Source organism: Streptomyces sp. NPDC050732 (assembly GCF_040654255.1).
GTDB lineage: Bacteria > Actinomycetota > Actinomycetes > Streptomycetales > Streptomycetaceae > Streptomyces.
In genome coordinates this window covers 1-26,422 of record NZ_JBFAHP010000042.1, presented here as the reverse complement: position 1 = coordinate 26,422, position 26,422 = coordinate 1, and the positions used below count along the sequence as shown (strand labels likewise).

General features: G+C 71.3%; 21 protein-coding genes, 1 tRNA gene and 1 riboswitch. Of the genes, 19 read left to right on the top strand and 3 right to left on the bottom strand.

What is annotated here, in order from left to right:
* The first annotated feature begins 29 nt into the window (after nucleotides 1–29).
* Nucleotides 30–779, top strand: a complete 750-nt coding sequence (locus tag AB0H82_RS30845; protein ID WP_362998533.1) for an N-acetyltransferase — start codon at nucleotides 30–32, stop codon at nucleotides 777–779.
* A gap of 23 nt (nucleotides 780–802) precedes the next feature.
* Here AB0H82_RS30845 and AB0H82_RS30840 read toward each other — a convergent pair whose 3' ends face one another.
* The gene (locus AB0H82_RS30840) at nucleotides 803–1,558 is read right to left on the bottom strand and encodes a hypothetical protein (RefSeq protein WP_362998531.1); all 756 of its coding nucleotides are present in this window, start codon (nucleotides 1,556–1,558) and stop codon (nucleotides 803–805) included.
* 198 nt (nucleotides 1,559–1,756) lie between these two features.
* On the opposite strand from AB0H82_RS30840, the gene AB0H82_RS30835 reads away from it, so the two are divergent.
* From AB0H82_RS30835 to AB0H82_RS30760, 16 genes are all read left to right on the top strand, one after another.
* Nucleotides 1,757–3,832, top strand: a complete 2,076-nt coding sequence (locus AB0H82_RS30835; RefSeq protein WP_362998529.1) for an N-6 DNA methylase — start codon at nucleotides 1,757–1,759, stop codon at nucleotides 3,830–3,832.
* A 112-nt stretch (nucleotides 3,833–3,944) separates the two neighbouring features.
* On the top strand, nucleotides 3,945–4,553 hold the full coding sequence (locus tag AB0H82_RS30830) for a hypothetical protein (protein WP_362998527.1): 609 nt from the start codon (nucleotides 3,945–3,947) through the stop codon (nucleotides 4,551–4,553).
* Entirely contained in the window at nucleotides 4,550–6,085 is a 1,536-nt protein-coding gene (locus AB0H82_RS30825) for a serine/threonine-protein kinase (RefSeq protein WP_362998620.1), read from the top strand. The genes AB0H82_RS30830 and AB0H82_RS30825 overlap by 4 nt, the downstream gene beginning before the upstream one ends.
* 140 nt (nucleotides 6,086–6,225) lie before the next feature.
* Nucleotides 6,226–6,900 carry a SurA N-terminal domain-containing protein gene (locus tag AB0H82_RS30820; RefSeq protein WP_362998525.1) on the top strand — a complete coding sequence of 225 codons (675 nt, stop codon included), beginning with the start codon at nucleotides 6,226–6,228 and terminating at the stop codon, nucleotides 6,898–6,900.
* A 67-nt stretch (nucleotides 6,901–6,967) separates the two neighbouring features.
* Entirely contained in the window at nucleotides 6,968–7,978 is a 1,011-nt protein-coding gene (locus AB0H82_RS30815; protein ID WP_362998523.1) for a nucleoside triphosphate pyrophosphohydrolase, read from the top strand.
* 42 nt (nucleotides 7,979–8,020) lie between these two features.
* Nucleotides 8,021–10,003 carry an SCO5717 family growth-regulating ATPase gene (locus tag AB0H82_RS30810; RefSeq protein ID WP_362998521.1) on the top strand — a complete coding sequence of 661 codons (1,983 nt, stop codon included), beginning with the start codon at nucleotides 8,021–8,023 and terminating at the stop codon, nucleotides 10,001–10,003.
* A 57-nt stretch (nucleotides 10,004–10,060) separates the two neighbouring features.
* Nucleotides 10,061–11,392 (top strand): cytochrome P450, encoded by a 1,332-nt coding sequence (locus AB0H82_RS30805; protein ID WP_362998519.1) that lies wholly within the window; start codon nucleotides 10,061–10,063, stop codon nucleotides 11,390–11,392.
* A gap of 119 nt (nucleotides 11,393–11,511) precedes the next feature.
* A complete protein-coding gene (locus tag AB0H82_RS30800; protein WP_362998517.1) occupies nucleotides 11,512–12,576 on the top strand; it encodes a transglycosylase family protein in 1,065 nt (354 codons plus the stop codon).
* 195 nt (nucleotides 12,577–12,771) lie between these two features.
* Nucleotides 12,772–12,920: riboswitch (cyclic di-AMP (ydaO/yuaA leader) on the top strand.
* A 4-nt stretch (nucleotides 12,921–12,924) separates the two neighbouring features.
* Entirely contained in the window at nucleotides 12,925–13,656 is a 732-nt protein-coding gene (locus AB0H82_RS30795) for a transglycosylase family protein (protein ID WP_362998515.1), read from the top strand.
* A gap of 334 nt (nucleotides 13,657–13,990) precedes the next feature.
* The gene (gene eno, locus AB0H82_RS30790; RefSeq protein WP_362998513.1) at nucleotides 13,991–15,271 is read left to right on the top strand and encodes a phosphopyruvate hydratase; all 1,281 of its coding nucleotides are present in this window, start codon (nucleotides 13,991–13,993) and stop codon (nucleotides 15,269–15,271) included.
* 103 nt (nucleotides 15,272–15,374) lie between these two features.
* The gene (locus AB0H82_RS30785) at nucleotides 15,375–15,854 is read left to right on the top strand and encodes a septum formation initiator family protein (RefSeq protein ID WP_362998511.1); all 480 of its coding nucleotides are present in this window, start codon (nucleotides 15,375–15,377) and stop codon (nucleotides 15,852–15,854) included.
* Nucleotides 15,855–15,906: 52 nt separating this feature from the next.
* The gene (locus tag AB0H82_RS30780; protein WP_362998509.1) at nucleotides 15,907–16,446 is read left to right on the top strand and encodes a DUF501 domain-containing protein; all 540 of its coding nucleotides are present in this window, start codon (nucleotides 15,907–15,909) and stop codon (nucleotides 16,444–16,446) included.
* Nucleotides 16,443–17,414 carry a Ppx/GppA phosphatase family protein gene (locus AB0H82_RS30775; RefSeq protein WP_362998507.1) on the top strand — a complete coding sequence of 324 codons (972 nt, stop codon included), beginning with the start codon at nucleotides 16,443–16,445 and terminating at the stop codon, nucleotides 17,412–17,414. The genes AB0H82_RS30780 and AB0H82_RS30775 overlap by 4 nt, the downstream gene beginning before the upstream one ends.
* 72 nt (nucleotides 17,415–17,486) lie before the next feature.
* Nucleotides 17,487–17,852: a hypothetical protein gene (locus tag AB0H82_RS30770; protein ID WP_362998505.1), complete on the top strand. Its 366-nt coding sequence runs from the start codon at nucleotides 17,487–17,489 to the stop codon at nucleotides 17,850–17,852.
* 452 nt (nucleotides 17,853–18,304) lie between these two features.
* Nucleotides 18,305–19,708 carry an NAD(P)/FAD-dependent oxidoreductase gene (locus AB0H82_RS30765; RefSeq protein ID WP_362998503.1) on the top strand — a complete coding sequence of 468 codons (1,404 nt, stop codon included), beginning with the start codon at nucleotides 18,305–18,307 and terminating at the stop codon, nucleotides 19,706–19,708.
* Nucleotides 19,709–19,952: 244 nt separating this feature from the next.
* The gene (locus AB0H82_RS30760) at nucleotides 19,953–21,251 is read left to right on the top strand and encodes a cyclopropane-fatty-acyl-phospholipid synthase family protein (RefSeq protein ID WP_362998501.1); all 1,299 of its coding nucleotides are present in this window, start codon (nucleotides 19,953–19,955) and stop codon (nucleotides 21,249–21,251) included.
* Between the two features lie 62 nt (nucleotides 21,252–21,313).
* Here AB0H82_RS30760 and AB0H82_RS30755 read toward each other — a convergent pair whose 3' ends face one another.
* Nucleotides 21,314–23,836: an FtsX-like permease family protein gene (locus AB0H82_RS30755; protein WP_362998499.1), complete on the bottom strand. Its 2,523-nt coding sequence runs from the start codon at nucleotides 23,834–23,836 to the stop codon at nucleotides 21,314–21,316.
* A gap of 112 nt (nucleotides 23,837–23,948) precedes the next feature.
* Nucleotides 23,949–24,719, bottom strand: a complete 771-nt coding sequence (locus tag AB0H82_RS30750; protein ID WP_362998497.1) for an ABC transporter ATP-binding protein — start codon at nucleotides 24,717–24,719, stop codon at nucleotides 23,949–23,951.
* Between the two features lie 394 nt (nucleotides 24,720–25,113).
* Between AB0H82_RS30750 and AB0H82_RS30745 the strand changes: the two genes are divergently transcribed.
* Nucleotides 25,114–25,196, top strand: a tRNA-Leu gene (locus tag AB0H82_RS30745).
* Nucleotides 25,197–25,412: 216 nt separating this feature from the next.
* Complete coding sequence (locus AB0H82_RS30740) at nucleotides 25,413–26,345, top strand: Bax inhibitor-1/YccA family protein (RefSeq protein ID WP_362998495.1); 933 nt, start codon at nucleotides 25,413–25,415, stop codon at nucleotides 26,343–26,345.
* Nucleotides 26,346–26,422: the final 77 nt, after the last annotated feature.

The following is a 26,422-nucleotide window of genomic DNA, read 5'->3' as shown; positions in this document are numbered from 1 at the left end:
CACCCCGCGGGATGCGTACCGTGCGGCACATGGACCTCAAGATCACGACCCTCGCCGAGCGCCCGGAGCTCGCGGACCCGCTCTGGCACATGGCCGAGGACTGGCCGGAGTTCATCCTCCACGACCCGGTCGGCTGGTCGCTGATCGGCAGGATCGTCAAGGACCTGCCGGAGTACGTCCTGGTCGCCACCGACGGCGAAGCCGACGGCAAGGTCGTGGCCCGCGCGTTCAGCGTGCCGCTCGCCCTGCGCGCCCGCGGCGAGGGCGAACTGCCCGACGGCGGCTGGGACCAGGTGCTGCTGTGGGCCTTCTCCGACCTGCGGCACGGCAAGCGGGCCGACACCGTGAGCGCCATCGAGATAACCGTCGACGAGGCGGCGCGCGGCAAGGGCGTCTCCGGGCTGATGCTCGCGGCGATGCGGGACAACGCCCGGGCCCGCGGCTTCACCGAGGTCGTCGCGCCCGTGCGGCCCAACGCCAAGCACCTCGAACCGGCCGCGCGGATCGACGAGTACGCGTACCGCACCCGTGCGGACGGCCTGCCGCACGACCCGTGGCTGCGGGTGCACGTGCGGGCGGGCGGCGTCGTCGAGAAGGTCGCGCACGCCTCCATGACGGTGTCCGGGTCGACCGCGCAGTGGCGGGAGTGGACCGGGCTGCCGTTCGACGAGGAGGGTCCTGTGGAGGTGCCGGGCGCGCTGGTGCCGGTCCACTGCGAACCGGCACGCGGCTACGGCGTGTACGTCGAGCCGAACGTGTGGGTGCGGCACACGCTCTGAGCGGCGTCGGCTGCAGGGCGGGGTCAGCTGCCCAGGTTGTCGATGTCGATGACCTTGCCGGTGGGCGGCGCGGTCTTGACGGGCTTGTCGTAGTCGCCGAACGTCAGGTACTCCGGCTTCGCGGCGCCCCTGTCGACGATCTTCAGCAGATACGGCTTGCCCTCGGTGGCGACGTAGATCGTGTACTTGTCCTCGGCGTCATGGGCGTCGATCTTGATGGCGGGGGTGCCGTCGAGGGTGGTCGTCGCGCCCCTGCGGGCGTTGGAGTTGATGCCCTCGAAGTCCTTGAGCAGTTCGTCGAGGTCGCACATCCCGGCGATGTCCTTCGCGTCGGCGCCCGTCGCCTTCGTCTTCGCCCAGCGGCCCGCGAGCATGTCGACCACGGCGTCCGTCTCGTCCTTCGGCTCCCCCTTGCTCTGGGCGCGCAGGAACTTCTCGTCGTACTTCACGTAGACCGTCTTGTCGCCGGGGACGATCAGGTCGAACGAGCCCTCGCCGCCGACCGCCATCTTGCCCGCGCACTTGCCCGAGGTGTCGAGGGCCAGGTTCACGTTCATCAGGCCGGTCCCGTCGTCGGAGACCTCGCCCGCCAGCTTCAGCGATTCGGCGCCCTTCGTCGCCTTGACGGCCTTGTCGACGATCTCGGTGCCCGACATGCCCGCGAAGGGGCCCTTCGGCTTGTCGTCCTTCTCGGAGCCGCAGGCCGTGAGACCGACGGCCGCGGCGACGAGGCAGGCGGCGACGGCGGCGGTACGGCGCGGGTGGTGACGGTGACGCATGGAAATCCCCCCAGGGAACTCGTTCGGTGGGGAACATCAGAGCAGAGTGCTGTGAACCGAGTCAACACGAGCATCGGTGGATGTCGGGTTAACGCCGTGAAGCGGTCCGTGCCGCTGATCGCCTGGGTATGCTCGACCCCGCGCGACTGACCCCGCGCACGACGCGCGACTGACCCCGCGCACGAGGGGAGCTGCCAGATGACGCCGCGGGACGACGCGACCGAAGTCACCGCCGCCGGGATCGCCCGCCTTGCCGGGGTGGGACGCGCCGCCGTCAGCAACTGGCGCCGGCGGCACGGCGACTTCCCCAAGCCCGTCGGCGGCACCGACACCAGCCCCTCCTTCGCGCTCGCCGAGGTCGAGCGGTGGCTGCGCGGCCAGGGCAAGCTCGTCGAGGTCCCGCTCCGCGAACGCGTCTGGCAGCAGCTCGCCGGGCACCCCGCGGGCCCCGTCACCGCCCTCCTGCACGCCGGCTGCGTCCTGCTCCTGATCCGCGACAGGCCGTCCGCCTGGCTCGCGGTGAGCGCCGTCTCCGACGAGCGCCTCGCGCAGCTCCTGCCGGACGAGCTCGACGAAGTGGTGGCGATGCGCTTCGGAGTGCGGCGCGGGCGAGCCGTCCGCGTCCCCGAACCCGCCGAACTCCTGCCGTCCGCCCCGCTGTTGCGCGGAGTCGCCGAGCTCGCCTCCGAGCTGGGCGCGAAGCAGACGTACGAGTTCCTGCTCGGCCGGCAGACCGACGCCAACCCCCGCCAGTACACGCTCACCCCGACAGGGCCCGCCGAGCTGATGGCGCGGATCGCCGAGAGCAGGGCCCCCGCCCGCACCGTCCTCGACCCCGCCTGTGGCACCGGCGCCCTCCTGCGCGCCGTCACGCCCTGCCCCGACCAGTACCTGTACGGCCAGGACAGCTCCCCCGAACTCGCCGCCCTCACCGCGCTCCGGCTCGCCCTGCACTCCGACGCGACCGTGCGCACCGCCGCCGCGGACACCCTGCGCGCCGACGCCCACGAGGGCCGCAAGGCCGACGCCGTGCTCTGCCACCCGCCGTTCAACGAACGCAACTGGGGCCACGACGAACTCGCCTACGACCCCCGCTGGGAGTACGGCTTCCCGGCCCGCTCCGAGTCCGAACTCGCCTGGGTCCAGCACGCGTTGGCCCGCCTCACCGACAGCGGCACCGCCGTCCTCCTGATGCCGCCCGCCGCCGCGTCCCGCCGCTCGGGCCGCCGTATCCGCGCCGACCTGCTGCGCCGCGGCGCGCTCCGCGCCGTCATCGCCCTGCCGGCCGGCGCGGCGCCCCCGTACAACCTGCCCCTGCACGTATGGGTGCTGCGCAGGCCCGACCCCGCGGCGCGGCCCGCGCCCGAGCTGCTGCTCGTGGAGACGGCCGGACTGCCGGCCGCCGACGGCCGCGACAAACAGCTGTGGCCCGCCGTCCAGGACGCCGTGCTCGACGTCTGGCAGCACGTCGAGCGGCACGGCACCCTCGACGAACGCCCCGGCTCGGCCCGCTGCGTGCCCGTGCTCGAACTCCTCGACGACGAGGTCGACCTGGCCCCCGCGCGCCGCCTTCCGCCACCCGCAGAGGCCGGCGGCGGCACGGAGCTCGCGACCGTACGCAAGGGCCTGGGCGAGGCGCTGCGCCGGGCCACCGACCTCACGCCGCCGCCGGACGACCTGACCCCGTCGGCCGTCGGCACCGCGCGCCCGCCGCTCACCACCGTCGGCGAACTGGCCCGCGCCGGCGCCCTGTCGCTGCACACCGGCACCGGCGCGGGAGCCGCGGGCACCCCCGTCCTCACCGACCACGACGTGCTCACCGGCACCGCCCCCTCCGGTACGGCCCACGAGGGCCCGGCGGACGACGACCCCGTGCGCACCGAACCCGGCGACGTCGTCGTCCCCCTCTTCGGCGGCGGCGCCGCGGCCCGCGTGGTCGACGAGGCCACCGCGGGCGCCGCCCTCGGCCGCGGCCTGGCCCTGCTCCGCCCCGACCCGGCCGCCCTCGACCCGTGGTTCCTCGCCGGGTTCCTGCGCGGCACCGCCAACCACCGCCAGGCGAGCAGCTACGCCTCGACCGCAGCCCGGCTCGACGTCCGCCGCCTCCAGCTGCCCCGGCTGCCCCTCGCCGGACAGCGCGGCTACAGCGAACGCTTCCGGCGGCTCGCCGACTTCGAGGACGCCCTGCGCCACGCGGCCCGGCTCGGCGACCGGCTGGTGCGCGGCCTGCACGACGGCCTGACGGAGGGAACCCTTCCGCCCGGGGGCGCGTGACCAGTACGACCGACCAGTACGACAACGGTTCGGTACACCCGGGACCGGTCGTGCCGGACGGCCTATACGCTCGAACCCTCAACCATCCGTTCACCGGGCACCAGGAGCAGCCATGCACGGCCAGGGCTACGCGCCGCCGCAACCACAGCCCCCCTCCAGCGGGACGCATGTGACGCTGCGCGTGCTGTTCGTGGTGCTCGCGGTGCTGTCCTGCGGCCTCCTCTCGTGGGCCGCGATGCTCCGGCTCGCCCTTGTCACCCGCACGTCGTACGACTGGGTCGTCCTCGGCCTCGTGACGGCCCTCGACATCCTGGCCCTCGTGCTCATCGGAGTCGACCCGGGCGAGGAGGAGTTCCAGGGCCCCGGCAGCGCCGGCATGATCGTCATGCTCTGCACGATGGTCGCCACCGTCGCCTACTACCTGTTCGCGGACATACGCCACTTCAGCCCCTACCGGCAGCCGTCGCAGTTCACCGGCCACCCCGTCCCGCCGCAGCCCCAGCCGCAGCCTTCGTACGGCTACCCGCAGCCGCCCGCCCCGGCCGCGCCCGCCCCGACCGCGCCAGGACCCGTCCACGCGCAGCCCACCCAGCTCGGCCACCCGCCGTTCCAGCAGACCCCGCCCCCGCCCGCGCGCCCCGCCCCCGCCCGCATCCACCAGGTCAGGGCCGAGCTCGACGAGCTGAGTGACTACCTGCGCAATCAGGAAGGCGGCAGCTGACCGTGCGCGTCGTCGCCGGGCGCTACGAACTCTCCACGCTCATCGGCCAGGGCGGCATGGGCCAGGTCTGGACGGCGTACGACCAGCGCCTCGACCGGCGCGTCGCCGTCAAGCTGCTCAGGCCCGACCGGGTCGCGGGCGCCGAGGCCGAGGAGCTGCGCCGCCGCTTCGTGCGCGAGTGCCGCGTCACCGCGCAGGTCGACCACCCCGGCCTCGTCACCGTGCACGACGCGGGCAGCGAGGGCGAGGACCTCTACCTCGTCATGCAGTACGTCGACGGCGCCGACCTCGGCGACCACCTCGCCGAGCACGACCCCTATCCCTGGCAGTGGGCCGTCGCCGTCGCCGCCCAGCTGTGCGCCGTGCTCTCCGCGGTGCACGCCGTGCCGATCGTGCACCGCGACCTCAAGCCGCGGAACGTCATGGTCAAGCAGGACGGCACCGTCTCCATCCTCGACCTCGGCATCGCCTCGGTCATGGACACCGACACCACCCGCCTCACCCACACCGGATCGCCCATCGGCAGCCCCGCCTACATGGCCCCCGAACAGGCCATGGGCGGCGCGGTCGGCCCGTACACCGACCTCTACGCACTCGGCGTACTGCTGCACGAACTCCTCAGCGGCGACGTGCCGTTCTCCGGCTCCACCGCGCTCGGCGTCCTCCACCGCCACCTCTACGAACCGCCGCTGCCGGTCCGCCGGCTGCGCCCCGAGGTGCCGGAGGCCCTGGAGACCCTCGTCCTGCGGCTGCTCGCCAAGGACCCCCAGCACCGGCACTCCAGCGCCCAGGAGGTCTACGAGGAACTGGTGCCGCTGCTGCCCGCCCGCGGCATCCCCGCCGGCCACCCCCTCGACCCCACCCGCCCCTTCCTGCGCCCGCACGCCCCGTGGCCGGACCGCGCGGCGACGCCCGCGCCCGCCCCCGACATGCCGTCACAGCCGCCGGGGACGCCCGGGGGGCCGCCCCAGCAGGACCTCGCCCGCGCCGTCGAGGACGTCAAGCGGCTCCTCGGCGAGGGCCGCATCACCCAGGCCGTCGACATCCTCGGCGCGCTCCTCCCGGCCGCCGCCGCCAAGCACGGCGAGCACTCGCCCGTCGTCCGCACCCTGCGCAAGCAGTACGCCGCCACGCTCATGGACGACGGCCAGTACCGCCGCGCCCTGCCCGAACTGCGCCGCCTCGCCGACGAGCGCGCCGCCGAGTCCGGCCAGGCCGACCCGCACTCGCTCCAGTTCCGGTACGAGGCCGCGCAGTGCCTGGAGCAGCTCGGCGAACCGGCCGCGGCCCTCGCCGAGTACCGCGCGCTCCTCCCCTACTACGAGAACCAGTACGCGACGCAGGACCGCCACCAGTCCCTGGAGATCCGCCGCCGCATCGGCCAGCTGCTCCTCGCCCTCGGCGACCGGCACGCCGCCCACGACACGCTGGCCCGGCTGCTGCACGACGCGGAGCTGCTGCACGGCCCCGGCCACCCGTTCCCGGCGGAGATCCGGCGCACGCTGCAGTGGCTCGGACAGGTGCGCGGCTAGGGCGGTGGAGTGGCACAGGGTGCCTCAACTCCCGCCGAATCGTTGGTCGAATAGCTGGCCGAGAAGACCGCCACTGCCTACCATCGATCACTGCCGGACTTTGTGCACCGACGCACAAACTCGTAGCAGGGAGGCCCACCTTGCACCGCCGCAACAGCCGCCGCACCGCGCTCATCCTCTCCGCCGCCGCGATCGCCGCGGCCCCCCTCCTCACCGCCTGCGGCAGCGAAGCGCACCCAGGCGCCGCGGCCGTCGTCGGCGGCGACCGCATCACGGTCGCGCAGCTGGAGGGCCGGGTGAACGAGGTGCGCGAGGCGCAGCGGGCCGCCATCCCCGACGACGCGCAGTACTCGCAGGCCATCGCCAAGTCCGGCGGCCTCACCCGCAGCACCCTGCACACGATGGTGCTCGACAAGGTCCTGCACCGCGCCGCCGCCGACGCCGGAGTGAGCGTCACGCGCCGCGACATCCAGACCATGCGGGCCGCCATGGAGCAGCAGGAGGGCGGCAAGAAGGCCCTTGAGCAGTCCTGGCTCCAGCAGTACGGCGTGGCCCCGGCGCGCCTCGACGACAGCCTGCGCACGGAGATCGAGGCGCAGAAGCTCGCGAAGAAGCTGGACGCGGACATGCAGTCGCCCGAGGGCCAGGCGGTGTTCTGGAAGGCCCTGTCGGCCGCCTCCAAGAAGCTCGACATCGACCTGAACCCGCGCTACGGCGCATGGGACGTCGACAAGAACAAGCGCACGGACGCCAAGACCCCGTGGGTGCGCGAGGTCACCGACGCCGGAGCGCCGACGGAGGAACAGCCGGCGTAGCGGCAGCAGCGGTACAGGAGGGGACGGCGGGGTCTGGCCGTGGCCCGGGCTGGGTTACGTTCGACGGGTGAACGAGACCGAGACCACGCCCCCGGCCGACTCCGCCGACGCGCCCGCCGGCCGCGTCATCCTGCTGACCACCAGCCACCGGGTCGCGCCCGGCCTTCTGTCCTGGCCCGCCTGGCAGGCGCTGCACGGCGCCGACGAGGTGCTGTGCGCCGACGCGTCCCACCCGCAGCTGCCCTACCTGCGCGAGGCGGGCGTGCGCGTCGAGCAGGCCGCGCCCGGCGCGGAGGAGCTGGTCGCCGCCTGCGCGGGCGGCCGCACGGTCCTCGTCGTCGTCACCGCCGAGGGCGACCGGGCGCTCACGGACGGCCTGGCCCGGCTCGCGGGCTCCGGCCGCGTCGCCATGCCGGACCTGGAGCTCCTCCCCGGTTCGTACGACCTGCCGGGCGCGCGCCTGCTCGACCTGGTCCAGGTCATGGACCGGATCCGCGGCGAGTGCCCGTGGTCCTCGCAGCAGACGCACAAGGGCCTCGCGAAGTACGCGATCGAAGAGGCGTACGAACTGGTCGAGGCGATCGAGGAGGGCGACAGGGAGGAGCTGCGCGAGGAGCTCGGCGACGTCCTCCTCCAGGTCGTCTTCCACGCGCGGATCGCCGAGGAGGACGCCGAGGCCCCCTTCTCCGTCGACGACGTCGCGGGCGGCATCGTCGAGAAGCTCATCCACCGCCACCCGCACGTCTTCGGCGACGACTCGGCGGACACGCCGGAGGACGTGAAGGCGCACTGGCTCCGCACGAAGGCGGAGGAGAAGCAGCGCACGTCGGTCACCGAGGGCATCCCGCTCGGCCAGCCCGGCCTCGCGCTCGCCGCGAAGCTGGCGTCCCGGGCGCGGACGGCGGGCCTTGAGGTGACCGTGCCCTCCGGGGAGGGCGTCGGTTACGAACTCCTCGCGCTGGCCCTGCGCGCCGAGGCGGCGGGCGTCGACCCGGAGGCCGCACTCCGCGTGGCCGCGCGGGCCTACCGGGACGCGGTGCGGGCGGCCGAGAGGACGGGTGCGGGCCCGGACGCTTAGTACCGTTGCCCCCCAGGGCGGTACGACGGCGTGGGGGCTTGAGTGGCAACGGAGTTGGAGGCGCTGGCCGCCGAGGCGGCGGATGTCCTCGTGGGGGCGATGTGGGGGAGCAGGAACCGCTGGCTGTGGGCCCGGGACGAGTTCGGGGAGTTCTTCCGGCAGTCGGGCGCCAGGGCCGGTGAGAACGAGCTCGACATCGACAGGACGCAGGTGATCGCGCAGGTCGGTGACCGGGGCGTGCTGCGGCGGTTCTGGAACGGGGTGCTGTACGACTGCCTCAGGACCGGCGGCGGACTGCGGGCGGACCGCCTTCGCATCATCGTGGCCGACTCCGCCCTCGTCGCGGGCGGCGAGCGCGGCACGGCCGAGGCCACCGAGTCCGCCGACATCACCGGGGACTTCGCCATCGACTACACACCCCCCGCCTGGTACACCGCCGGCCAGTCCGGGAGTGGGCAGGAGAAGGAGGCCGGGGCGCAGGCCGGCCCTGGCGCGCGGAACTCCGTCACCGGCGGCACCCAGGCCGCCGTCGTACAGGCCGACTCCATCGGCTCGGTCACCGTCAACGCGCCGCCCGCGCAACCCGCACCCCAGCACGCCGCCGCCGACGGCTGGCCCCGCCTCGGCGGGCTGCGCCGCCTCGGCCTCGGCGTGCGCCCCACCCGCCGGTTCCCCGGTGCGACGGCCTTGCCGCCCTACGTCACCAGGGACTGCGACGACGAACTGTCCGTCCTCCTGAAGCAGGCCGCGCACTACGGCGGTCTCGTCATCGTCACGGGCGGCCCCCTGTCCGGGAAGACCTCGACGGCGTGGGCGGCGCTGCGGGCGAGTGTCCCCGACGACACCCGGGTCTTCGTCGCGGGCGGCGGAGCGAACCTGGGCGACCTCCCGGACCAGCTCCGCGGCCGGGAGCCCGGGAACACCCACGTGGTGTGGCTCGACGACCTGGACGGCCACCTCGCGGAGCCCGGCACGCCCGGCGTCCTCGCGCAGCTCACCCATGACCGCGTCCTGGTCCTCGCGACGATGCGCGACGCGGCGTACGAGAAACACCGCTTCGGACACCACCCGGCCGCCCGCGTCCTGAGCATCGCGCAGACCGTCGAGGTCCCCACCGAGTGGAGCGGGGCGGAGCTGGCGCGGCTCGCGGCGGTCGACGACCCGCGGCTCGCGGACGCCGTCCGCTGGCGCGGGACCCTCGGCGTCACGGAGTTCCTCGCGCTAGGCCCTGACCTGTGGGAGGAGTGGCGCAGGGCGCGCCGCGCGGGCACGCGGCTGCTCGGGCACCTGCTGGTGCGTGCGGCGATCGACCTGGCGCGGTGCGGACTGACGCGGGGCGTCACGCCCGAACTGCTGAGGCAGGTTCAGGAGGAGTACGACCTGGAAGGCCCCCACGCACGCGACGCGAAGTTCGAGGATGCGCTCGCCTGGGCCACCGGGCTCCGGCACGGCGTGACGGGACTGCTCGTACCGGGGGAGTGGCCCGGCACCTGGCGGGCGTACGGCTCGCTGATCGCGGACGCGACCCGCTCCGATCTGACGGAGCCGGTGCCGGACCGCGTGTGGCTCCGCGCGTACGAGGACCTGGAGCCGCACGACCCGGCCGAGCTGCGCGCCCTGACGGGTGCCTTCCGGCTGACCCTCATGCCCCGCGCCGCGAACGGGGACGCGGACGCCATGGCATGGCTCGGGCTGCTGGCCGGGGACGAGGGGGACACGGCGGCGGCCGAGGACTGGTTCCGCAAGGCCGCCGACCGCGGGCACGCGCGCGCGGCCGGCCGCCTCGGCCATCTCCTCGCGACCCGGGTCGCGTACCAGGAGGCGGTCCCCTATCTCACGGCCGCCGCCGAGGCGGGCGAGCCCGGCGCGGCCGCGCTGCTCGGCCAGGTCCACCAGCACCTGGCGGTCCACTACTTCCGCATCGCCGAGTCCGAGGGCGACACCTCGGCCACCCACCGCCTGAAGGGCCTCCTCCGCCCAATTGGCCCCCCTCCGGCCCACACCCGGGACCCAGACCTCGACTAGCGCGTCCCCACCCCTCCAAGGAGGAGTCCCGGCTCCCCATAGGGATACCGTCACCGCATGCACGACCAGCCGCCCCCCACCTGCCCCGCAGGAGCCGCCCCGGGACCCGGGACGCCCCCGCAGCCCGAGCTCTTCACCTGGGAGTTCGCCACCGATCCCTATCCCGCGTACGCCTGGCTGCGCGAGCACGAGCCCGTGAGCAGGCAGCGGCTGCCCAGTGGGGTCGAGGCCTGGCTGGTCACCCGGTATGCGGATGCCCGGCAGGCCCTCGCCGACCAGCGGCTCAGCAAGAACCCGGCCCACCACGCCGAGCCCGCCCACGCCAAGGGCAAGACCGGCATCCCGGGCGAGCGCAAGGCCGAGCTGATGACGCATCTGCTCAACATCGACCCGCCGGACCACACCCGCCTGCGCCGCCTCGTCGCGAAGGCGTTCACTCCGCGGCGCGTCGCCGAGTTCGCGCCGCGCGTGCAGGAGCTGACGGACCGGCTCATCGACCGGTTCGCCCAGGAGGGCACCGCCGACCTCATCCACGAGTTCGCCTTCCCCCTCCCCATCTACGCCATCTGCGACCTGCTCGGCGTCCCCCGCGAGGACCAGGACGACTTCCGCGACTGGGCGGGCATGATGATCCGGCACGGGGGCGGGCCGCGGGGCGGCGTCGCACGGTCGGTGAAGAAGATGCGCGGCTACCTCGCCGAGCTGATCCACCGCAAGCGCCTCGAACCGGGCGACGACCTCATCTCCGGCCTCATCAAGGCCTCCGACCACGGCGAGCACCTCACCGAGAACGAGGCCGCCGCGATGGCCTTCATCCTCCTCTTCGCCGGGTTCGAGACCACCGTCAACCTCATCGGCAACGGCGTGTACGCCCTCCTCACCCACCCCGAGCAGCGCGAACGGCTGCAGCAGGCGCTGGAGGAGGGCGACACCGGGCTCCTGGAGACCGGCGTCGAGGAGCTGCTCCGCTACGACGGGCCCGTGGAGCTCGCCACCTGGCGGTTCGCGACGGAAGCGCTCAGCATCGGCGGCCAGGACATCGCGGCCGGCGACCCCGTCCTCGTCGTGCTCGCCGCCGCCGACCGCGACCCCGCCCGGTTCGCCGACCCCGACACCCTCGATCTCTCCCGCCGTGACAACCAACACCTCGGATACGGCCACGGAATCCACTACTGCCTCGGCGCCCCGCTCGCCCGTCTCGAAGGCCGCACCGCCCTCGCGACGCTCCTGCGCCGCCTCCCCGACCTGCAATTGGCCGCGGACCCCGCCGATTTGCGGTGGCGTGGCGGGCTGATCATGCGAGGACTGCGCACCCTGCCCGTGGAGTTCACAACCGCACAGAAAACGGTGTCCGGAGTACACCCTGCTGACGAGCCGTCAGGACTGTGATGTTTGCGTGATCTCCGCTGCATCGACTTGTGACAAGCGTTCGACTGCGACTACGTTCACGACGACTTGAGCGCCCCAGGCGCCCAAGTCGTCGCTGCAGTCTCCTGAAAGGCACTCGCATGCTCTCCGGCAATGGTCGTCACCGACGCCCCCGCCAGGCCCCGGCCCTCATCGTCGCGGCAGGTGTCACCGGATCAGCCATCGCCATCCCACTGCTCGGCGCCACCAGCGCGAGCGCGGCCGAGACCACCACGTGGGAGAAGCTCGCCGAGTGCGAGAGCGGCGGCGCGTGGAGCGCCAACCCCGGCAACGGCTACTACGGAGGCCTCCAGCTCTCGCAGGAGACGTGGGAGGCGTACGGCGGCCTGGACTACGCGACCAGCGCCGACCAGGCCAGCCGCTCGCAGCAGATCGCCGTCGCCGAGAAGATCCTCGACGACAAGGGCACCGCGGCGTGGCCGAGCTGCGCCCCGATCGCCGGGCTCAGCAAGGACGGCGCCGCGGCCGACGTCGACCCGGGCGGCCCCATCACGCCCAAGCCCTCCGACTCGAACAATTCGAGCGGCTCGGAGGGCCGGAAGGACCCGGCCGACTCCAAGGGGTCTGACGGCGCCAAGGGCTCCACGGACGCAGAAAACTCCACGGACGCAAAGGACTCCACGGACTCCAAGGCCCCTGAGGAGGCCGACAAGTCCTCCGAGAAGCCCTCCGGCGGCGACACGCGAGACAAGAATCACGACGAGTCCGGCGAAAAGGGCGACAAGGTCGACGACGCCGACAAGCGCGGCGAGAACGACGCCGAAAAGGCCGACGACAAGGGCGAGTCCGGCAAGTCCGGCGGCGAGGACACCACTTCGCCCGCGCCCGAGAAGTCGACCGATCCGGCCGACGACGCCACGGACCCCAACGGCTCCTCCTCCGGCCGTCACCGCGGCGACCGCGCGGACGAGGGCGACAGCGCCGGCGACCGTCCCGGACGGCACGCCTCGCGCGGCGGCGACCGCTCCGGCAAGGTCGCCGACGGGACGTACACCGTGCGCTCCGGGGACAACCTCTCGGTCATCGCGGACGACTTCGGGGTCGACGGCGGATGGCACGAGCTCTACAGCGAGAACAAGAAGACCGTCGGAGCCGACCCGGACCTCATCCTCCCCGGTCAGAGCCTCGATCTGGGCGAAAAGTAACGGAAATTGACGATGCGTCGGCGGGGGACTTGACCTGTGTTGTCCGGTTTGGCGCGAGTGAGAGATGGGTCTCAGAAGCCCTGATCGTCTTTGAAATTCGGTGGGGAGCGTGTCTACGGTCGTGACCGCTCGCCACTGGTGAGCCCCGCCGGTCGGTACGCCGAATCCTGCCAACGGCCGGACGGGAACAGTCGTCGCTCAAGAGCGCCGTGGGCAGGAGCGGGGGACCCAAGGTAAGTGCCGGAAACGGCTAGGGGTGAAGTCGCACTCGCGAGAGAGCGGCCGGGCAACCACATCGGCCCGAACCCGACAGCTCACCTCGCAGGCGTCGGTGTAGGGGATCAACTCATGCTGCTTTCCGGCAAGGGCAAGCACCGTCGCCCGTCCAAGGCCACTCGCGTCGCCACGCTCGTCGGCGTGACCGGCGCCGCCGTCGCCGCCCCGCTGATGGCGGCCGGCTCGGCCTCCGCCGCCACCGCGTCCGAGTGGGACGCCGTCGCCCAGTGCGAGTCCGGCGGCAACTGGTCCATCAACACCGGCAACGGCTACCAGGGCGGGCTGCAGTTCTCGCCGTCCACCTGGGCCGCGTACGGCGGTACGAAGTACGCGCCGACCGCCGACAAGGCCTCCAAGGCCCAGCAGATCGAGATCGCCGAGAAGGTCCTCGCCGGCCAGGGCAAGGGCGCCTGGCCGAGCTGTGGCGTCGGCCTCTCGGGTGCCTCGTACAACGGCGGCGGCGGTGGCGGCTCGCAGCAGCAGGCCCCGCAGCAGCAGAGCAAGCCGCAGCCGCAGCAGACGCAGCAGCAGGCCGCTCCGCAGCAGCAGGCCGCGCCGAAGCAGGCCGCTCCCAAGCCGCAGCCGACGCCGCAGACCGAGAGCAAGAAGACCGTCGAGACCCCGACCGGCAAGAAGGTCGAGAAGGGCGACGGCGAGTACAAGGTCAAGACGGGCGACACCCTGTCGAAGATCGCCGAGGCGGAGCACGTCAAGGGCGGCTGGCAGAAGGTCTACAAGCTCAACGGCGACATCATCGACAACGCCGACATGATCTACCCGGGCCAGCAGCTCCACCTGAGCTGACCCGGCCGGTCACGGCCGTGCCTCGGCGGACGCACGGCCGTACCCCCCGTCCCCACGGGCTCCCCGCCCCGGTGCGCGTATCCCCCGTACGCACCGGGGCGGGGCCATGTCCGCACCCGTGTCCACCCGCGTCTCCACGCCGTCTCAGGGCCCCCGTGTTCGCTACTAGCGAGTAGAGAACATGGTCTTACGCCCTGTTTCCGGGCCATATGGCCTTTGTGCCGTCCCAGGGGACGGGCGGTCGGCTGGCCGAAGGCCCGGAGCCGGTTAGGCTCAGGAGACGCAGGGCCGAAGCGGCTCGCGTAAACGCGTCACATCCCAGAAGGAGATGCTCGTGCCGTCCATCGACGTCGTCGTAGCCCGGGAAATCCTGGACTCCCGAGGCAACCCCACGGTCGAGGTCGAGGTCGGCCTCGACGACGGCAGCACCGGTCGTGCCGCCGTTCCGTCCGGTGCCTCCACCGGTGCTTTCGAGGCCATCGAACTCCGTGACGGTGACCCCAACCGTTACCAGGGCAAGGGTGTCGAGAAGGCCGTCCTCGCCGTCATCGAGCAGATCGGCCCGGAGCTCGTCGGCTACGACGCCACCGAGCAGCGCCTGATCGACCAGGCCATGTTCGACCTGGACGCCACCGACAACAAGGGCTCGCTCGGCGCCAACGCCATCCTCGGCGTCTCGCTCGCCGTCGCGCACGCCGCCTCCGAGGCCAGCGACCTGCCGCTGTTCCGCTACCTCGGCGGCCCGAACGCGCACCTGCTGCCCGTCCCGATGATGAACATCCTGAACGGCGGGTCGCACGCCGACTCGAACGTCGACATCCAGGAGTTCATGATCGCCCCGATCGGCGCGGAGTCCTTCTCCGAGGCCCTGCGCTGGGGCACCGAGGTCTACCACACGCTGAAGAAGGTCCTGAAGGACAAGGGCCTCTCCACCGGTCTCGGCGACGAGGGCGGCTTCGCCCCGAACCTGGACTCCAACCGCGCCGCGCTCGACCTCATCCTTGAGGCCATCAAGCAGGCCGGTTACGTTCCCGGTGAGCAGATCGCCCTCGCCCTCGACGTCGCCGCGTCCGAGTTCTACAAGGACGGCAAGTACCAGTTCGAGGGCAAGGAGCGCTCGGCCGCCGAGATGACCGAGTACTACGAGGAGCTCGTCGCCTCGTACCCGCTCGTCTCCATCGAGGACCCGCTGTTCGAGGACGACTGGGCCGGCTGGAACGCCATCACCGAGAAGCTCGGCGACAAGGTGCAGCTCGTCGGCGACGACCTGTTCGTCACCAACCCGGAGCGCCTGGCCCGCGGCATCGAGGAGAACTCGGCCAACGCCCTGCTCGTCAAGGTCAACCAGATCGGTTCGCTGACCGAGACCCTGGACGCCGTCGAGATGGCCCAGCGCAGCGGCTTCAAGTGCATGATGTCCCACCGCTCCGGCGAGACCGAGGACGTCACCATCGCCGACCTCGCCGTCGCCACCAACTGCGGCCAGATCAAGACCGGCGCCCCGGCCCGCTCCGAGCGCGTCGCCAAGTACAACCAGCTCCTGCGCATCGAGGAGATCCTCGACGACGCGGCGGTCTACGCGGGCCGCAGCGCGTTCCCCCGCTTCAAGGGCTGAGCACGCTCGCGCAGCCACGTAGTTACCTACGTCCCCGCACCCGGTCCCGTACCGTGTGCGGGGACGTACGTACGTGCAGGCGCTGCGCTGGGGAGGCGGAACCATGGGCAAGGCCGGGACCAAGGACCGGTTCTCCACCGCGACCCGCCTGCGGCTGCTCGGCGAGCAGACCGCGGAGCGCGTCTACCGCTCCCAGACCAAGCGCCAGGCCCGCCGCTCCCGGCTCACCGGCCGGGCCGCCCTCCTCGCGCTCGTGCTCTGTTCCCTGGTCGTCGCGCTCGCGTACCCGATGCGGCAGTACGTCTCGCAGCGCGCCGAGATCGACGACCTGCGCAGACAGCAGGCCGAGCACCGCGCGGACGTCGAGAAGCTCCGCGACGAGAAGGCCCGCTGGCAGGACGACGCGTACGCGGAGCAGCGCATCCGGGACCGCCTGCACTACGTGATGCCGGGCGAGACCGGCTTCACGGTGATCGACCCGGCGGCGGCGCGGAGCCGCCGCACCGACCAGGGGGCGGCCGCGCGCCCCTGGTACTCGAACGTCTGGGACGGCGTGGACAAGGCCGACCGCCCCGCCGACTGACTCCCGACGCCCCCCGACGACTGACAACTGACAACTGACACGAAAGACAGGCATGGAAACGCCCCCGCCGAGCACCCCGCGCACCGAGCCCACCGACGCCGACGTCGAGGCCTTCAAGCAGCAGCTCGGCCGACCGCCGCGCGGCCTGCGGGCCATCGCGCACCGCTGCCCCTGCGGTCAGCCGGACGTCGTCGAGACGGCGCCGCGCCTTCCGGACGGGACGCCCTTCCCGACGACGTACTACCTGACGTGCCCGCGGGCCGCCTCCGCGATCGGCACGCTGGAGGCCAACGGCGTCATGAAGGAGATGTCGGAGCGGCTCACGACCGACGAGGAGCTGGCGAAGCAGTACCGCGCCGCCCACGAGGACTACATCGCGCGCCGGGACGCCATCGAGGTCCTGGAGGGTTTCCCGAGCGCGGGCGGCATGCCGGACCGCGTGAAGTGCCTGCACGTCCTCGTCGGCCACTCCCTGGCCGCGGGGCCCGGAGTGAACCCGCTGGGCGACGAGGCCATCGCGATGCTGCCGGAGTGGTGGGCGAAGGGCCCCTGCGTCACCCCGTGCGCGCCCTCCTCGCAGGAGACGGCGTGACCCGGGTCGCCGCCATCGACTGCGGCACGAACTCGATCCGCCTCCTGGTGGCGGACGCCGACCCGGCCACGGGCGAACTGGTCGACCTGGACCGGCGGATGACGATCGTCCGGCTGGGCCAGGGCGTCGACAGGACGGGGCGCCTCGCCCCCGAGGCGCTGGAGCGCACCTTCGCGGCCTGCCGCGAGTACGCCGCCGTCATCAAGGAGCACGGCGCCGAGCGCGTCCGCTTCGTCGCCACGTCCGCCTCGCGCGACGCGGAGAACCGCGACGAGTTCGTCCAGGGCGTCCTGGACATCCTGGGCGTCGAGCCCGAGGTCATCTCCGGCGACCAGGAGGCCGAGTTCTCCTTCACCGGCGCCACCAAGGAGCTGACGGGCCGCGACGACGTCGCCACGCCCTACCTGGTCGTGGACATCGGCGGCGGCTCCACGGAGTTCGTGGTCGGCACGGACCATGTCCAGGCCGCCCGCTCGGTCGACGTCGGCTGCGTCCGCATGACCGAGCGTCATCTCGTACGCGACGGAGTCGTCACCGACCCGCCGACGCCGCAGCAGCTCGACGCGATCCGCGCCGACATCGAGGCCGCCCTCGACCTGGCCGAGCGCACGGTGTCCCTCAAGGAGGCCCGCACCCTGGTCGGCCTGGCGGGCTCGGTGACCACGGTCGCCGCGATCGCGCTCGGCCTCGACACGTACGACTGGCGCGCGATCCACCACGCCCGCATCCCGTACGCCCAGGTGAACGCCATCGTGGACCGCCTCACACACGCCACGCACGACGAGCGCGCAGCGATCCCGGTGATGCACCCGGGCCGCGTCGACGTCATCGCGGCGGGCGCCCTGGTCCTGCTGGCGATCATGGACAGGGTCGGCGCACAGGAGGTCGTGGTGAGCGAGCACGACATCCTGGACGGCATCGCCTACAAAGTGGCAGAAGAGGTCGAATCCGGTAAGCGGGGGCGCTGAGGCCGGCTCCCGCGTTGCTGCGTTGGGCGCCGAGATTGCCGCATTGAGCACCACGTGACGAGAGGGGTTGCCGTGTCGCAGACCGAGGGTGCCCGCCTGTTCCGCGAATCGTGGATCGCGGGTGTGCGGAAGCACTTCCCAGGTGAGCCGAAGCCGGGCTATGTGACTCCCTGGGACGGAACGCCGGAGTGGGAGCGGCAGGCCGCAGGCGCGGTGTACGAGCAAGTGCGGCAGTTCCTCGAACTCAGCGGAGGCCACGCCTCACGTCTGAGCCGTGAGCAGAAGAGCCGGTTCGTGGCGACCGCATGGACGGCGCAGATGTTCAAGCACTTCGAGGACCCCAAGCCGGGATACGTGGCTGACTGGCCCGACCTTCCGGAATGGCAGCAGCAGACCGACGCGGACATCTTCGAGGCCATCGAGCAGGCTGCCGGCTGATCACGCAGCTGAGGTGTTCTGGCATTGGGCGGCCTCTCACCGCGCTATCGCTTGAGCGCCTCCTGTAGCGTTTGAGCGGTCGCCAGGGGGGCCGGAAGACTCTCCGGCGACAGTCCGTCGGGAAAGTTCGTGAAGTTCTTCACAAGGAAAAAGGCCCTGTTGGGCGAGGTTCGACGGGCTCGGGGGGTCTAAAGGGGGCTTTTCGAAGGGCCGGGGTCGTGGCCGGGATGTTTCGTGCGGGTGACCGGAGTGCGGTGAGGGGTTCCGGATCAGGGCGGGCGGAGGATCGGAGTGCAGCTCACAAGGGGTGCACAACGACTCGTGTGGCATCGTGGTTCCCCACCGGCACCATGACCTCGGTCACGTGGGCGGCGAAGTGTAGCAGAGGCCCTTGGCATGCTTGTGAAGGGGCGCACGAGCGACCCCCGCCGGGCGGGTGGATACTCGATGGCATGAGCACCACGGAGCGTCCCAGGATCCTCGTAGTAGGCGGTGGGTACGTAGGCCTGTACGCAGCTCGGCGCATTCTCAAGAAGATGCGCTTCGGAGAGGCGACCGTCACGGTCGTCGACCCCCGTTCGTACATGACCTACCAGCCCTTCCTCCCCGAAGCCGCCGCCGGCAGCATCTCGCCGCGGCACGTCGTCGTACCGCTGCGGCGCGTACTGCCGAGGGCGGAAGTCCTCACCGGTCGGGTCACCACCATCGACCAGGACCGCAAGGTCGCCACGATCGCGCCGCTCGTCGGCGAGGCGTACGAGCTGCCTTTCGACTACCTGGTCATCGCGATGGGCGCGGTCTCCCGCACCTTCCCGATCCCCGGCCTCGCCGAGCAGGGCATCGGCATGAAGGGCATCGAGGAGGCCATCGGCCTGCGCAACCACGTCCTTGAGCAGCTGGACAAGGCTGACTCCACGACCGACGAGGAGGTCCGCCGCAAGGCGCTGACCTTCGTCTTCGTCGGCGGTGGCTTCGCGGGCGCGGAGACCATCGGCGAGGTCGAGGACATGGCCCGCGACGCGGCCAAGTACTACAAGAACGTGAAGCGCGAAGACATGCGCTTCGTGCTCGTCGACGTCGCGGACAAGATCCTCCCCGAGGTCGGCCCGAAGCTCGGCCAGTACGGCAAGGAGCACCTGGAAGGCCGCGGTGTCGAGGTCTACCTGAAGACCGGCATGGACTCCTGCGTGGACGGCCACGTGGTCCTCAACAACGGCCTCGAAGTCGACTCGAACACGATCGTGTGGACCGCGGGCGTCAAGCCGAACCCGGCGCTGTCCCGCTTCGGCCTGCCGCTCGGCCCGCGCGGCCACGTGGACACCCAGACGACGCTCCAGGTGCAGGGCACGGACTACATCTGGGCCGCGGGCGACAACGCCCAGGTGCCGGACGTCGTCGGCCGCAAGGCCGGCAACGAGAACGCCTGGTGCCCGCCGAACGCCCAGCACGCGCTGCGGCAGGCGAAGGTCCTCGGCGACAACGTGATCTCCGGCATGCGGGGCTTCCCGCAGAAGGAGTACAGCCACGCCAACAAGGGTGCGGTCGCCGGTCTCGGCCTGCACAAGGGCGTCGCGATGATCGTCATGGGCAAGATGAAGATCAAGCTCAAGGGCCGTCTCGCCTGGTACATGCACCGCGCGTACCACGGCATGGCGATGCCGACGTTCAACCGCAAGATCCGCGTCTTCGCGGACTGGACGCTGGGCATGTTCCTCAAGCGCGAGGTCGTCTCGCTGGGCGCCATCGAGACGCCGCGCGAGGAGTTCTACGAGGCGGCCAAGCCCGCCCCGAAGCCCGCGGCCGCCGCCGAGCCGGCTCCCGCGGTGAAGACCGAGGAGCGGGCGAAGGCCTCCTGACCTCGCGTCACCGTTCCACCCCGAAGGGGCCGCCCGCCATCCGTGGTGCGGGCGGCCCCTTCGGCATGCCGGCGAGGCGGCACGTCGGCGAAAAAATAGATGCCGGGGGCATCTATTTTGCCGTACCGTGACGCGGCGACGGGACTGCGTCCGGCCCCTCCGGTGTTGACGTGGTGTTGGACCGTTCCGGGATTTTCCCTCATTGTCACAACAAAGGGATGCCCCATCCACGGAGGTGTGCGCCATGCAGGACGCCGCACAGCGGCTGAAGACCCTCGCCGAGCAGCTCACGGGAGCCCCGCTGCCGGTACGTATCCGCGCCTGGGACGGGTCGGAGTCGGGCCCGCCGAACGCCCCCGCCCTCGTCGTGCGCAACCGCCGCGCCCTGCGCCACCTCCTGTGGAAGCCGGGCGAGCTGGGCCTCGCCCGCGCCTGGGTCGCCGGTGACCTCGACGTCGAGGGCGACCTTTACCAGGCCCTGGACACGATGGCGGAGTTCATCTGGGAGCGCGACGACGATGCCAGGAGCCTGCGGCAGTCCCTGCGCGACCCGGAGTTCCGCGCCGCGGCCCGCTCCCTGCTCGCCCTCTCCGCCCCCTTCCTGCCGCCCGCCCCGCCGCCCGAGGAGATGCGCAGACACGGCCGTCTCCACCTGCACACCAAGGGCAGCGACCGCCGCGCCATCAGCCACCACTACGACGTCGGCAACGACTTCTACGAGCTCGTGCTCGGCCCTTCGATGGTCTACTCCTGCGCCTACTGGGAGACGCCCGACGGCACCCTGGAGGACGCCCAGCGCGACAAGCTCGAACTCGTCTCCCGCAAGCTCGGCCTGAAGCCCGGCATACGGCTGCTCGACGTCGGGTGCGGCTGGGGCTCCATGGCGATCCACGCGGCACGCGAGCACGGCGTGAGCGTCGTGGGCGTCACCCTCTCCCAGGAACAGGCCGCCTACGCCAGGAAGCGGGTGGCCGAGGAGGGGCTGACGGACCGGATCGAGATCCGCGTCCAGGACTACCGCGACGTGCGCGACGGGCCGTACGACGCCATCAGCTCCATCGGCATGGCCGAACACGTCGGAGGCGAACGCTACTTGGAGTACGCCCGCGACCTGTACGCCCTCCTCAGGCCCGGCGGGCGGCTGCTCAACCACCAGATCGCGCGGCGCCCGCAGGCCGACGAATCGGCGTACTCCGTGGACGAGTTCATCGACGCGTACGTCTTCCCCGACGGGGAGCTGGCACCCGTGGGCAGCACGGTGGCGCTCCTGGAGCGGGCCGGGTTCGAGGTCCGCGACCTGGAGTCCATCCGCGAGCACTACGCCCTCACCCTGCGCCGCTGGGTCGCGAACCTGGAGGCGCGCTGGGCGGAGGGCCAGCAGCTCACCTCACCCGGCCGAGCCCGCATCTGGCGCCTCTACATGGCCGCCTCCGCGCTCGCCTTCGAACACAACCGCATCGGCGTCAACCAGGTCCTCGCCGTGAAGACCCCGGAGACCGGGGCGTCGGGTCTGAGCCTGCGGACAAGGGACTGGCGCGGCTAACGCGTCGGGCCCGGACGCATCGACGTCCGGGCCCGACTCGTGTACCGCTCAAGCCCGCGCGGCTACTCGCTCTTGATGGCCATCAGCGGGTTCAGCTTCGCCGCGCTGCGGGCCGGCCACATCGCCGCGAGGACACCGACCAGGGCCGCGATCCCGAGGAAGATCACGATCCGGCCGAGCGGGATCTCCATGGAGTACGTGGAGACGCTGTTCGCGATGGTGCCGCCCGCGACCCAGCCCATGAAGAGGCCGAGACCGATGCCGAGCACCGCGCCGAACAGGGAGATGATGACCGCCTCCAGGCGCACCATCTGCTTGACCTTCGCGCGGTCCAGGCCGATCGCCCGCAACATGCCGATCTCGTGCTTCCGCTCGAACACCGACATCGCGAGGGTGTTGATGACGCCGAGCACCGCGATGAGGACGGCCATGGCGAGCAGGCCGTAGAGCATGTTCAGCATCATGTTGATGGCGCCGGCCACCTGGTTGCTGATCGCGTCCTTGTCCTGGATGGTGATGGCCGGGTTGTCGCCGAGGGCGTCGACGATGGTGTCCTCGGCCTTGCCGGAGGTGCCGCCCTTCATCTTCACGAGGACCTGCTTGTCGACGACCTTGGTCAGGTGCGGGTCGACGGCGGAGGTCGGCGCGAAGAGGCCGTTGAGCATCTCGTTGCCCTCGTAGACGCCCGCGACCTTCAGCTCGACCTTCTTGCCGTCGTCGTCGAACTTCAGCGGGAAGGTGTCGCCCGTCTTGAGGCCCTTCTCCTTGGCGGTGTCCGTGTCGACGAGCGCGCCGCCGGACTTCAGGCCCTCCACCGAGCCGCTGGTGAAGTCCAGGCCGACCAGCTTGCCGAAGGTCTTCGGGTCGACGCCGGAGATGGGGACGTAGCCGCCGTCGACCTCGCCGTTGGTGCTGCGCAGCGGGGTGGTCGCCGCGACGTCCGGGAGCTTGGCCAGCTTCTCGCGGACCTCGGGGGCCAGCGGCTGGAAGTTCGCCATGGAGACGCTGTAGTCGGCCTTCATGGCGCCGGCGGCCATCTTGTTGATGGCGGTGCTCATCGAGGTGGCGACCACGGTCATCGCCGTGATGAGGGTGAGGCCGATCATCAGGGCCGCGGCCGTGGAGGCCGTGCGGCGCGGGTTGCGCACCGAGTTGAGGCGCGACAGCTTGCCGGGGACGCCGAACGGCTTCAGGAGCGGCGCCGACGCGGCGATGAACGGACGCGACAGCAGCGGCGTGAGGACGATGACGCCGACGAGCATGACGCCCGCGCCGCCCGACTTCACGTAGTTGTCCTTCATGAAGAGCATCACCGCGCCGAGCGCGACGATGAGCGAACCGATGGTGTTGCGGACCACCAGGCCGCGCACGGTCGGCGTCGCGTGGACGCTGTTCATCGCGGCGACCGGCGGGATCTTCGCGGCGCGGCGGCCCGGCAGCCAGGCGGCCAGCATGGTCACGACCACGCCGATGAGCAGTGCCACGACGATCGTGGTCGGCGCGATGACGAGCGGTCCGTCGGGCAGCGAGGCGCCGGCGGAGTTCATCAGGGACTCCAGGCCCACGGCCACGCCGATGCCGAGCGCGAAACCGCTCACGGCGGCGATCATGCCGACGAGGAACGCCTCGATCAGCACGGAGCGCGTCACCTGGCGGCGCGAGGCGCCGACGGCCCGCATGAGCGCGAGCTCCTTGGTGCGCTGGGCGACCAGCATGGTGAAGGTGTTGGCGATGATGAAGATGCCGACGAAGAGCGCGATGCCCGCGAAGATGAGCAGGATCTGGCTCATCGAGCTGGTCTGCTCCTCGATCATGTCGTCCTGCTGGGCCTTGAGCTCGCCGCCCGTCATCGTCGAGGAGTCCTTGGGCAGGATCTTCTCGACCGACTTCTCCAGGGCCGCCTCGGAGGTGCCCGCGGCCGCCTTCACGTCGATCTCGTCGTACTGGTTCTTGTTGAGCGCCTTGAGCGCCGTCTCGTTGTCGAAGACGACCAGGCTGCCGCCCGCGACGACACTGCCCTCGTCGGTGTCGAAGATGCCGCTGACCTTCGCGGTGCGCACCGGGCCGTCGGTGGAGTAGCGGACGGAGTCGCCCACCTTGTAGCCGGTACGGCCGGCGGTGCGGGAGTCGAGGGCGATGTCACCGGCGGACTTCGGGGCGGCGCCCTCGGTGAAGTCGTAGCGCGGGTCCTTGCCGTCCTTGCCCGGGAAGTAGTTGGCGCCGGTGGTGCCCCACTCGCCGCCCACCAGCTTGCCGTCCTTGTCGGCGAGCGCGGTGAAGCCGGAGACGGAGCCGAGCACGGAACCGGCGCCGGGCAGCCCGTCGGCCTTCTTCAGGAGGGAGTCGGTGAGCTCGGGCTTCTGCTTGGGGCCGTGGCTGTCGTCACCGGAGTAGGTGCTGTCGGACGTGATGGCGACGGAGACGTGGTCGAAGCTCTTCGCCGACTTGTTCTTGTAGGCGTTGCCGAAGGTGTCGGTGAAGACGAGGGTGCCGGAGACGAAGGCGACGCCGAGCATGACGGCGAGCACGGTCATCAACAGCCTGGCTTTGTGCGTGAGCACGTTGCGCAGGGCGGTACGGAACATGGGTGGGAGTCCAGGTGAAAAGGGAGGGGCGGCGGAGCGCCCCTTCAGGGGCGCGGGGAACTGCGCGACCAGCCACGGCCGACCCGCAGTCGAGGAGGGGGGTGACCGGCGCCTAGCTGGTCCGGCCCTTCGCGTCGAAGTGCTTCATGCGGTCGAGCACCCCGTCCGCGGTCGGCCGGTGCATCTCGTCGACGACGCGCCCGTCCGCGAGGAAGATCACGCGGTCCGCGTACGACGCGGCGACCGGGTCGTGGGTGACCATCACGACGGTCTGCCCGAGGTCGCGCACGGAGTTGCGGAGGAAGCCGAGGACCTCCGCGCCGGAGCGCGAGTCGAGGTTTCCGGTCGGCTCGTCACCGAAGATGATCTCCGGCTGGGAGGCGAGCGCGCGGGCCACGGCCACGCGCTGCTGCTGGCCGCCGGAGAGCTCGGTGGGCCGGTGCTTGAGGCGCCCGGAGAGGCCGACCATCTCGATGACCTGCTCGACCCACTCGCGGTTCGGCTTGCGGCCCGCGATGTCCATCGGCAGCGTGATGTTCTCCAGAGCTGTCAGGGTCGGCAGTAGGTTGAACGCCTGGAAGATGAATCCGATCTTGTCGCGGCGGAGCTTCGTGAGCTGCTTGTCCTTGAGCGTGGACAGCTCGGTGTCGCCTATCCGCACGGAGCCCGAGCTGAAGCTGTCCAGGCCGGCGACGCAGTGCATCAGGGTCGACTTGCCGGAGCCCGAGGGGCCCATGATCGCGGTGAACTCGCCCTGCCCGAAGTCGACGGAGACCCGGTCCAGGGCGACCACCTGGGTCTCACCCTGTCCGTACACCTTGGAGAGTTCCGTGGCGCGCGCGGCCACGGCGGTGGCGCGAGTGGCGAAAGGGGTGGTGGTCACGGGGTGGTGCTCCTGTCGGGACGACGAGTGGGGACGTACTCCATCGTCCCGGCCGATCAGCGCGCTGTAGTCAGCCGCTGTTCCGGTTCCCGGGGCCCTCTTGAGTCGGACTTGAGGGCGTCCTGTCATACCTGGGGATGACGTGCGTCCCTGATGCGGAAAGGAGGAGAAAGCGGGACCGGGAGCGCCGGGAGGGCTAAATTCCGTCATTCCGTGCAGAGGCCCACGAGACCGGCCGGGCCCGGGGAAGGGCCTCCGGCATGTACCAACGGACCGTGACAACGGCTGATGCACCCTCAGACGTCAATAAAATAAGACAACATCGGGCTGTCCTTCCGCTGTTCGGGGGATGCCTCCCGATAGGGTCGAAGCCTCGACGCGGAGCCCATGGCCTGCCCGGATGGTGGAATGCAGACACGGCGAGCTTAAACCTCGCTGCCCCTCGGGGGCGTGCCGGTTCGAGTCCGGCTCCGGGCACATCCGCTGATTGACGAAGGTGCCGCTGGCACCACTCCCTCCTGGCCCGCGGGGTCACCCGGGCGGCGGAACGGTACCGATCCGGGAACAGTACGCCCCGGGTCGAGCGTTCTCCCTCACAGAGAGGGAAAGATCCTCCCCAAGCACTAGGCCCATCCCTTTGCCTACGCATTACTCTTGAGGCAAAGCCACACACGGTGGCCATGGAGGAGTGAAATGAGGAGCAGTAACCCGGTCTTCTCGCGACGGGGGTTCAGCCGCGACAACGGCTTCGCCGGCTTCGGCGCGCAGCCGCAGGCCGGGGGACCCGCAGCCGCGACCCAGACCCAGCAGGGCAACCCGTACGCGCAGGGCAATCCGTACGCAGGCGGCCAGCAGGCCCCGGCGACCAATCCCTACGCCACCAATCCGTACGCCCAGCAGGACCTGCAGCACGGCGCGCCCCAGGCGCCCGTAACCACCGCGGGACGCATGACGATGGACGACGTCGTCATGCGCACCGCGACCACGCTCGGCACGCTCGTGGTCACGGCCGCGCTCGCCTGGGCGCTGCTGCCGGTGGACGACGCGAACATCAGCAAGTCGTACGGCATCGCGATCGGCGCCGGCCTTGTCGCGATGGTGCTCGGCCTCGTCCAGGCCTTCAAGCGCAAGGCCTCGCCCGCGCTGATCCTGACGTATGCCGCACTGGAAGGCGTCTTCCTCGGCGTCGTCTCCAGCGTCGTCGACAACCGCATCGCGAGCGGCGCGGCCATGCAGGCCGTGCTCGGCACGATGGCCGTCTTCATCGGCGTCCTCGTGGCCTACAAGGCGGGCTGGATCCGCGTCAACCGCCGCTTCTACGGCTTCGTGATGGCCGCGGCCCTCGGCTTCCTGCTGCTGACCTCCGTGAACCTGCTGTTCATGGTCTTCGGCGGCGGTGACGGCCTCGGCTTCCGCAGCGGTGGCCTCGGCATCGCGTTCGGCATCGTCGGCATCCTGCTCGGCGCCTGCTTCCTGGCCCTCGACTTCAAGCAGGTCGAGGACGGCATCGCGTACGGCGCCCCGAAGGAAGAGGCCTGGCTCGCCGCGTTCGGTCTGACGATGACGCTCGTCTGGATCTACATGGAGTTCCTGCGCCTGATCGCCATCTTCTCGGGCAACGACTGATCGTTCCCGGCGGCTCGGGCGGCGGGCGTGAAGCAGCGGGTGAGGCCGGTGGTGGGGTCGGTGATACGGATCGGAGC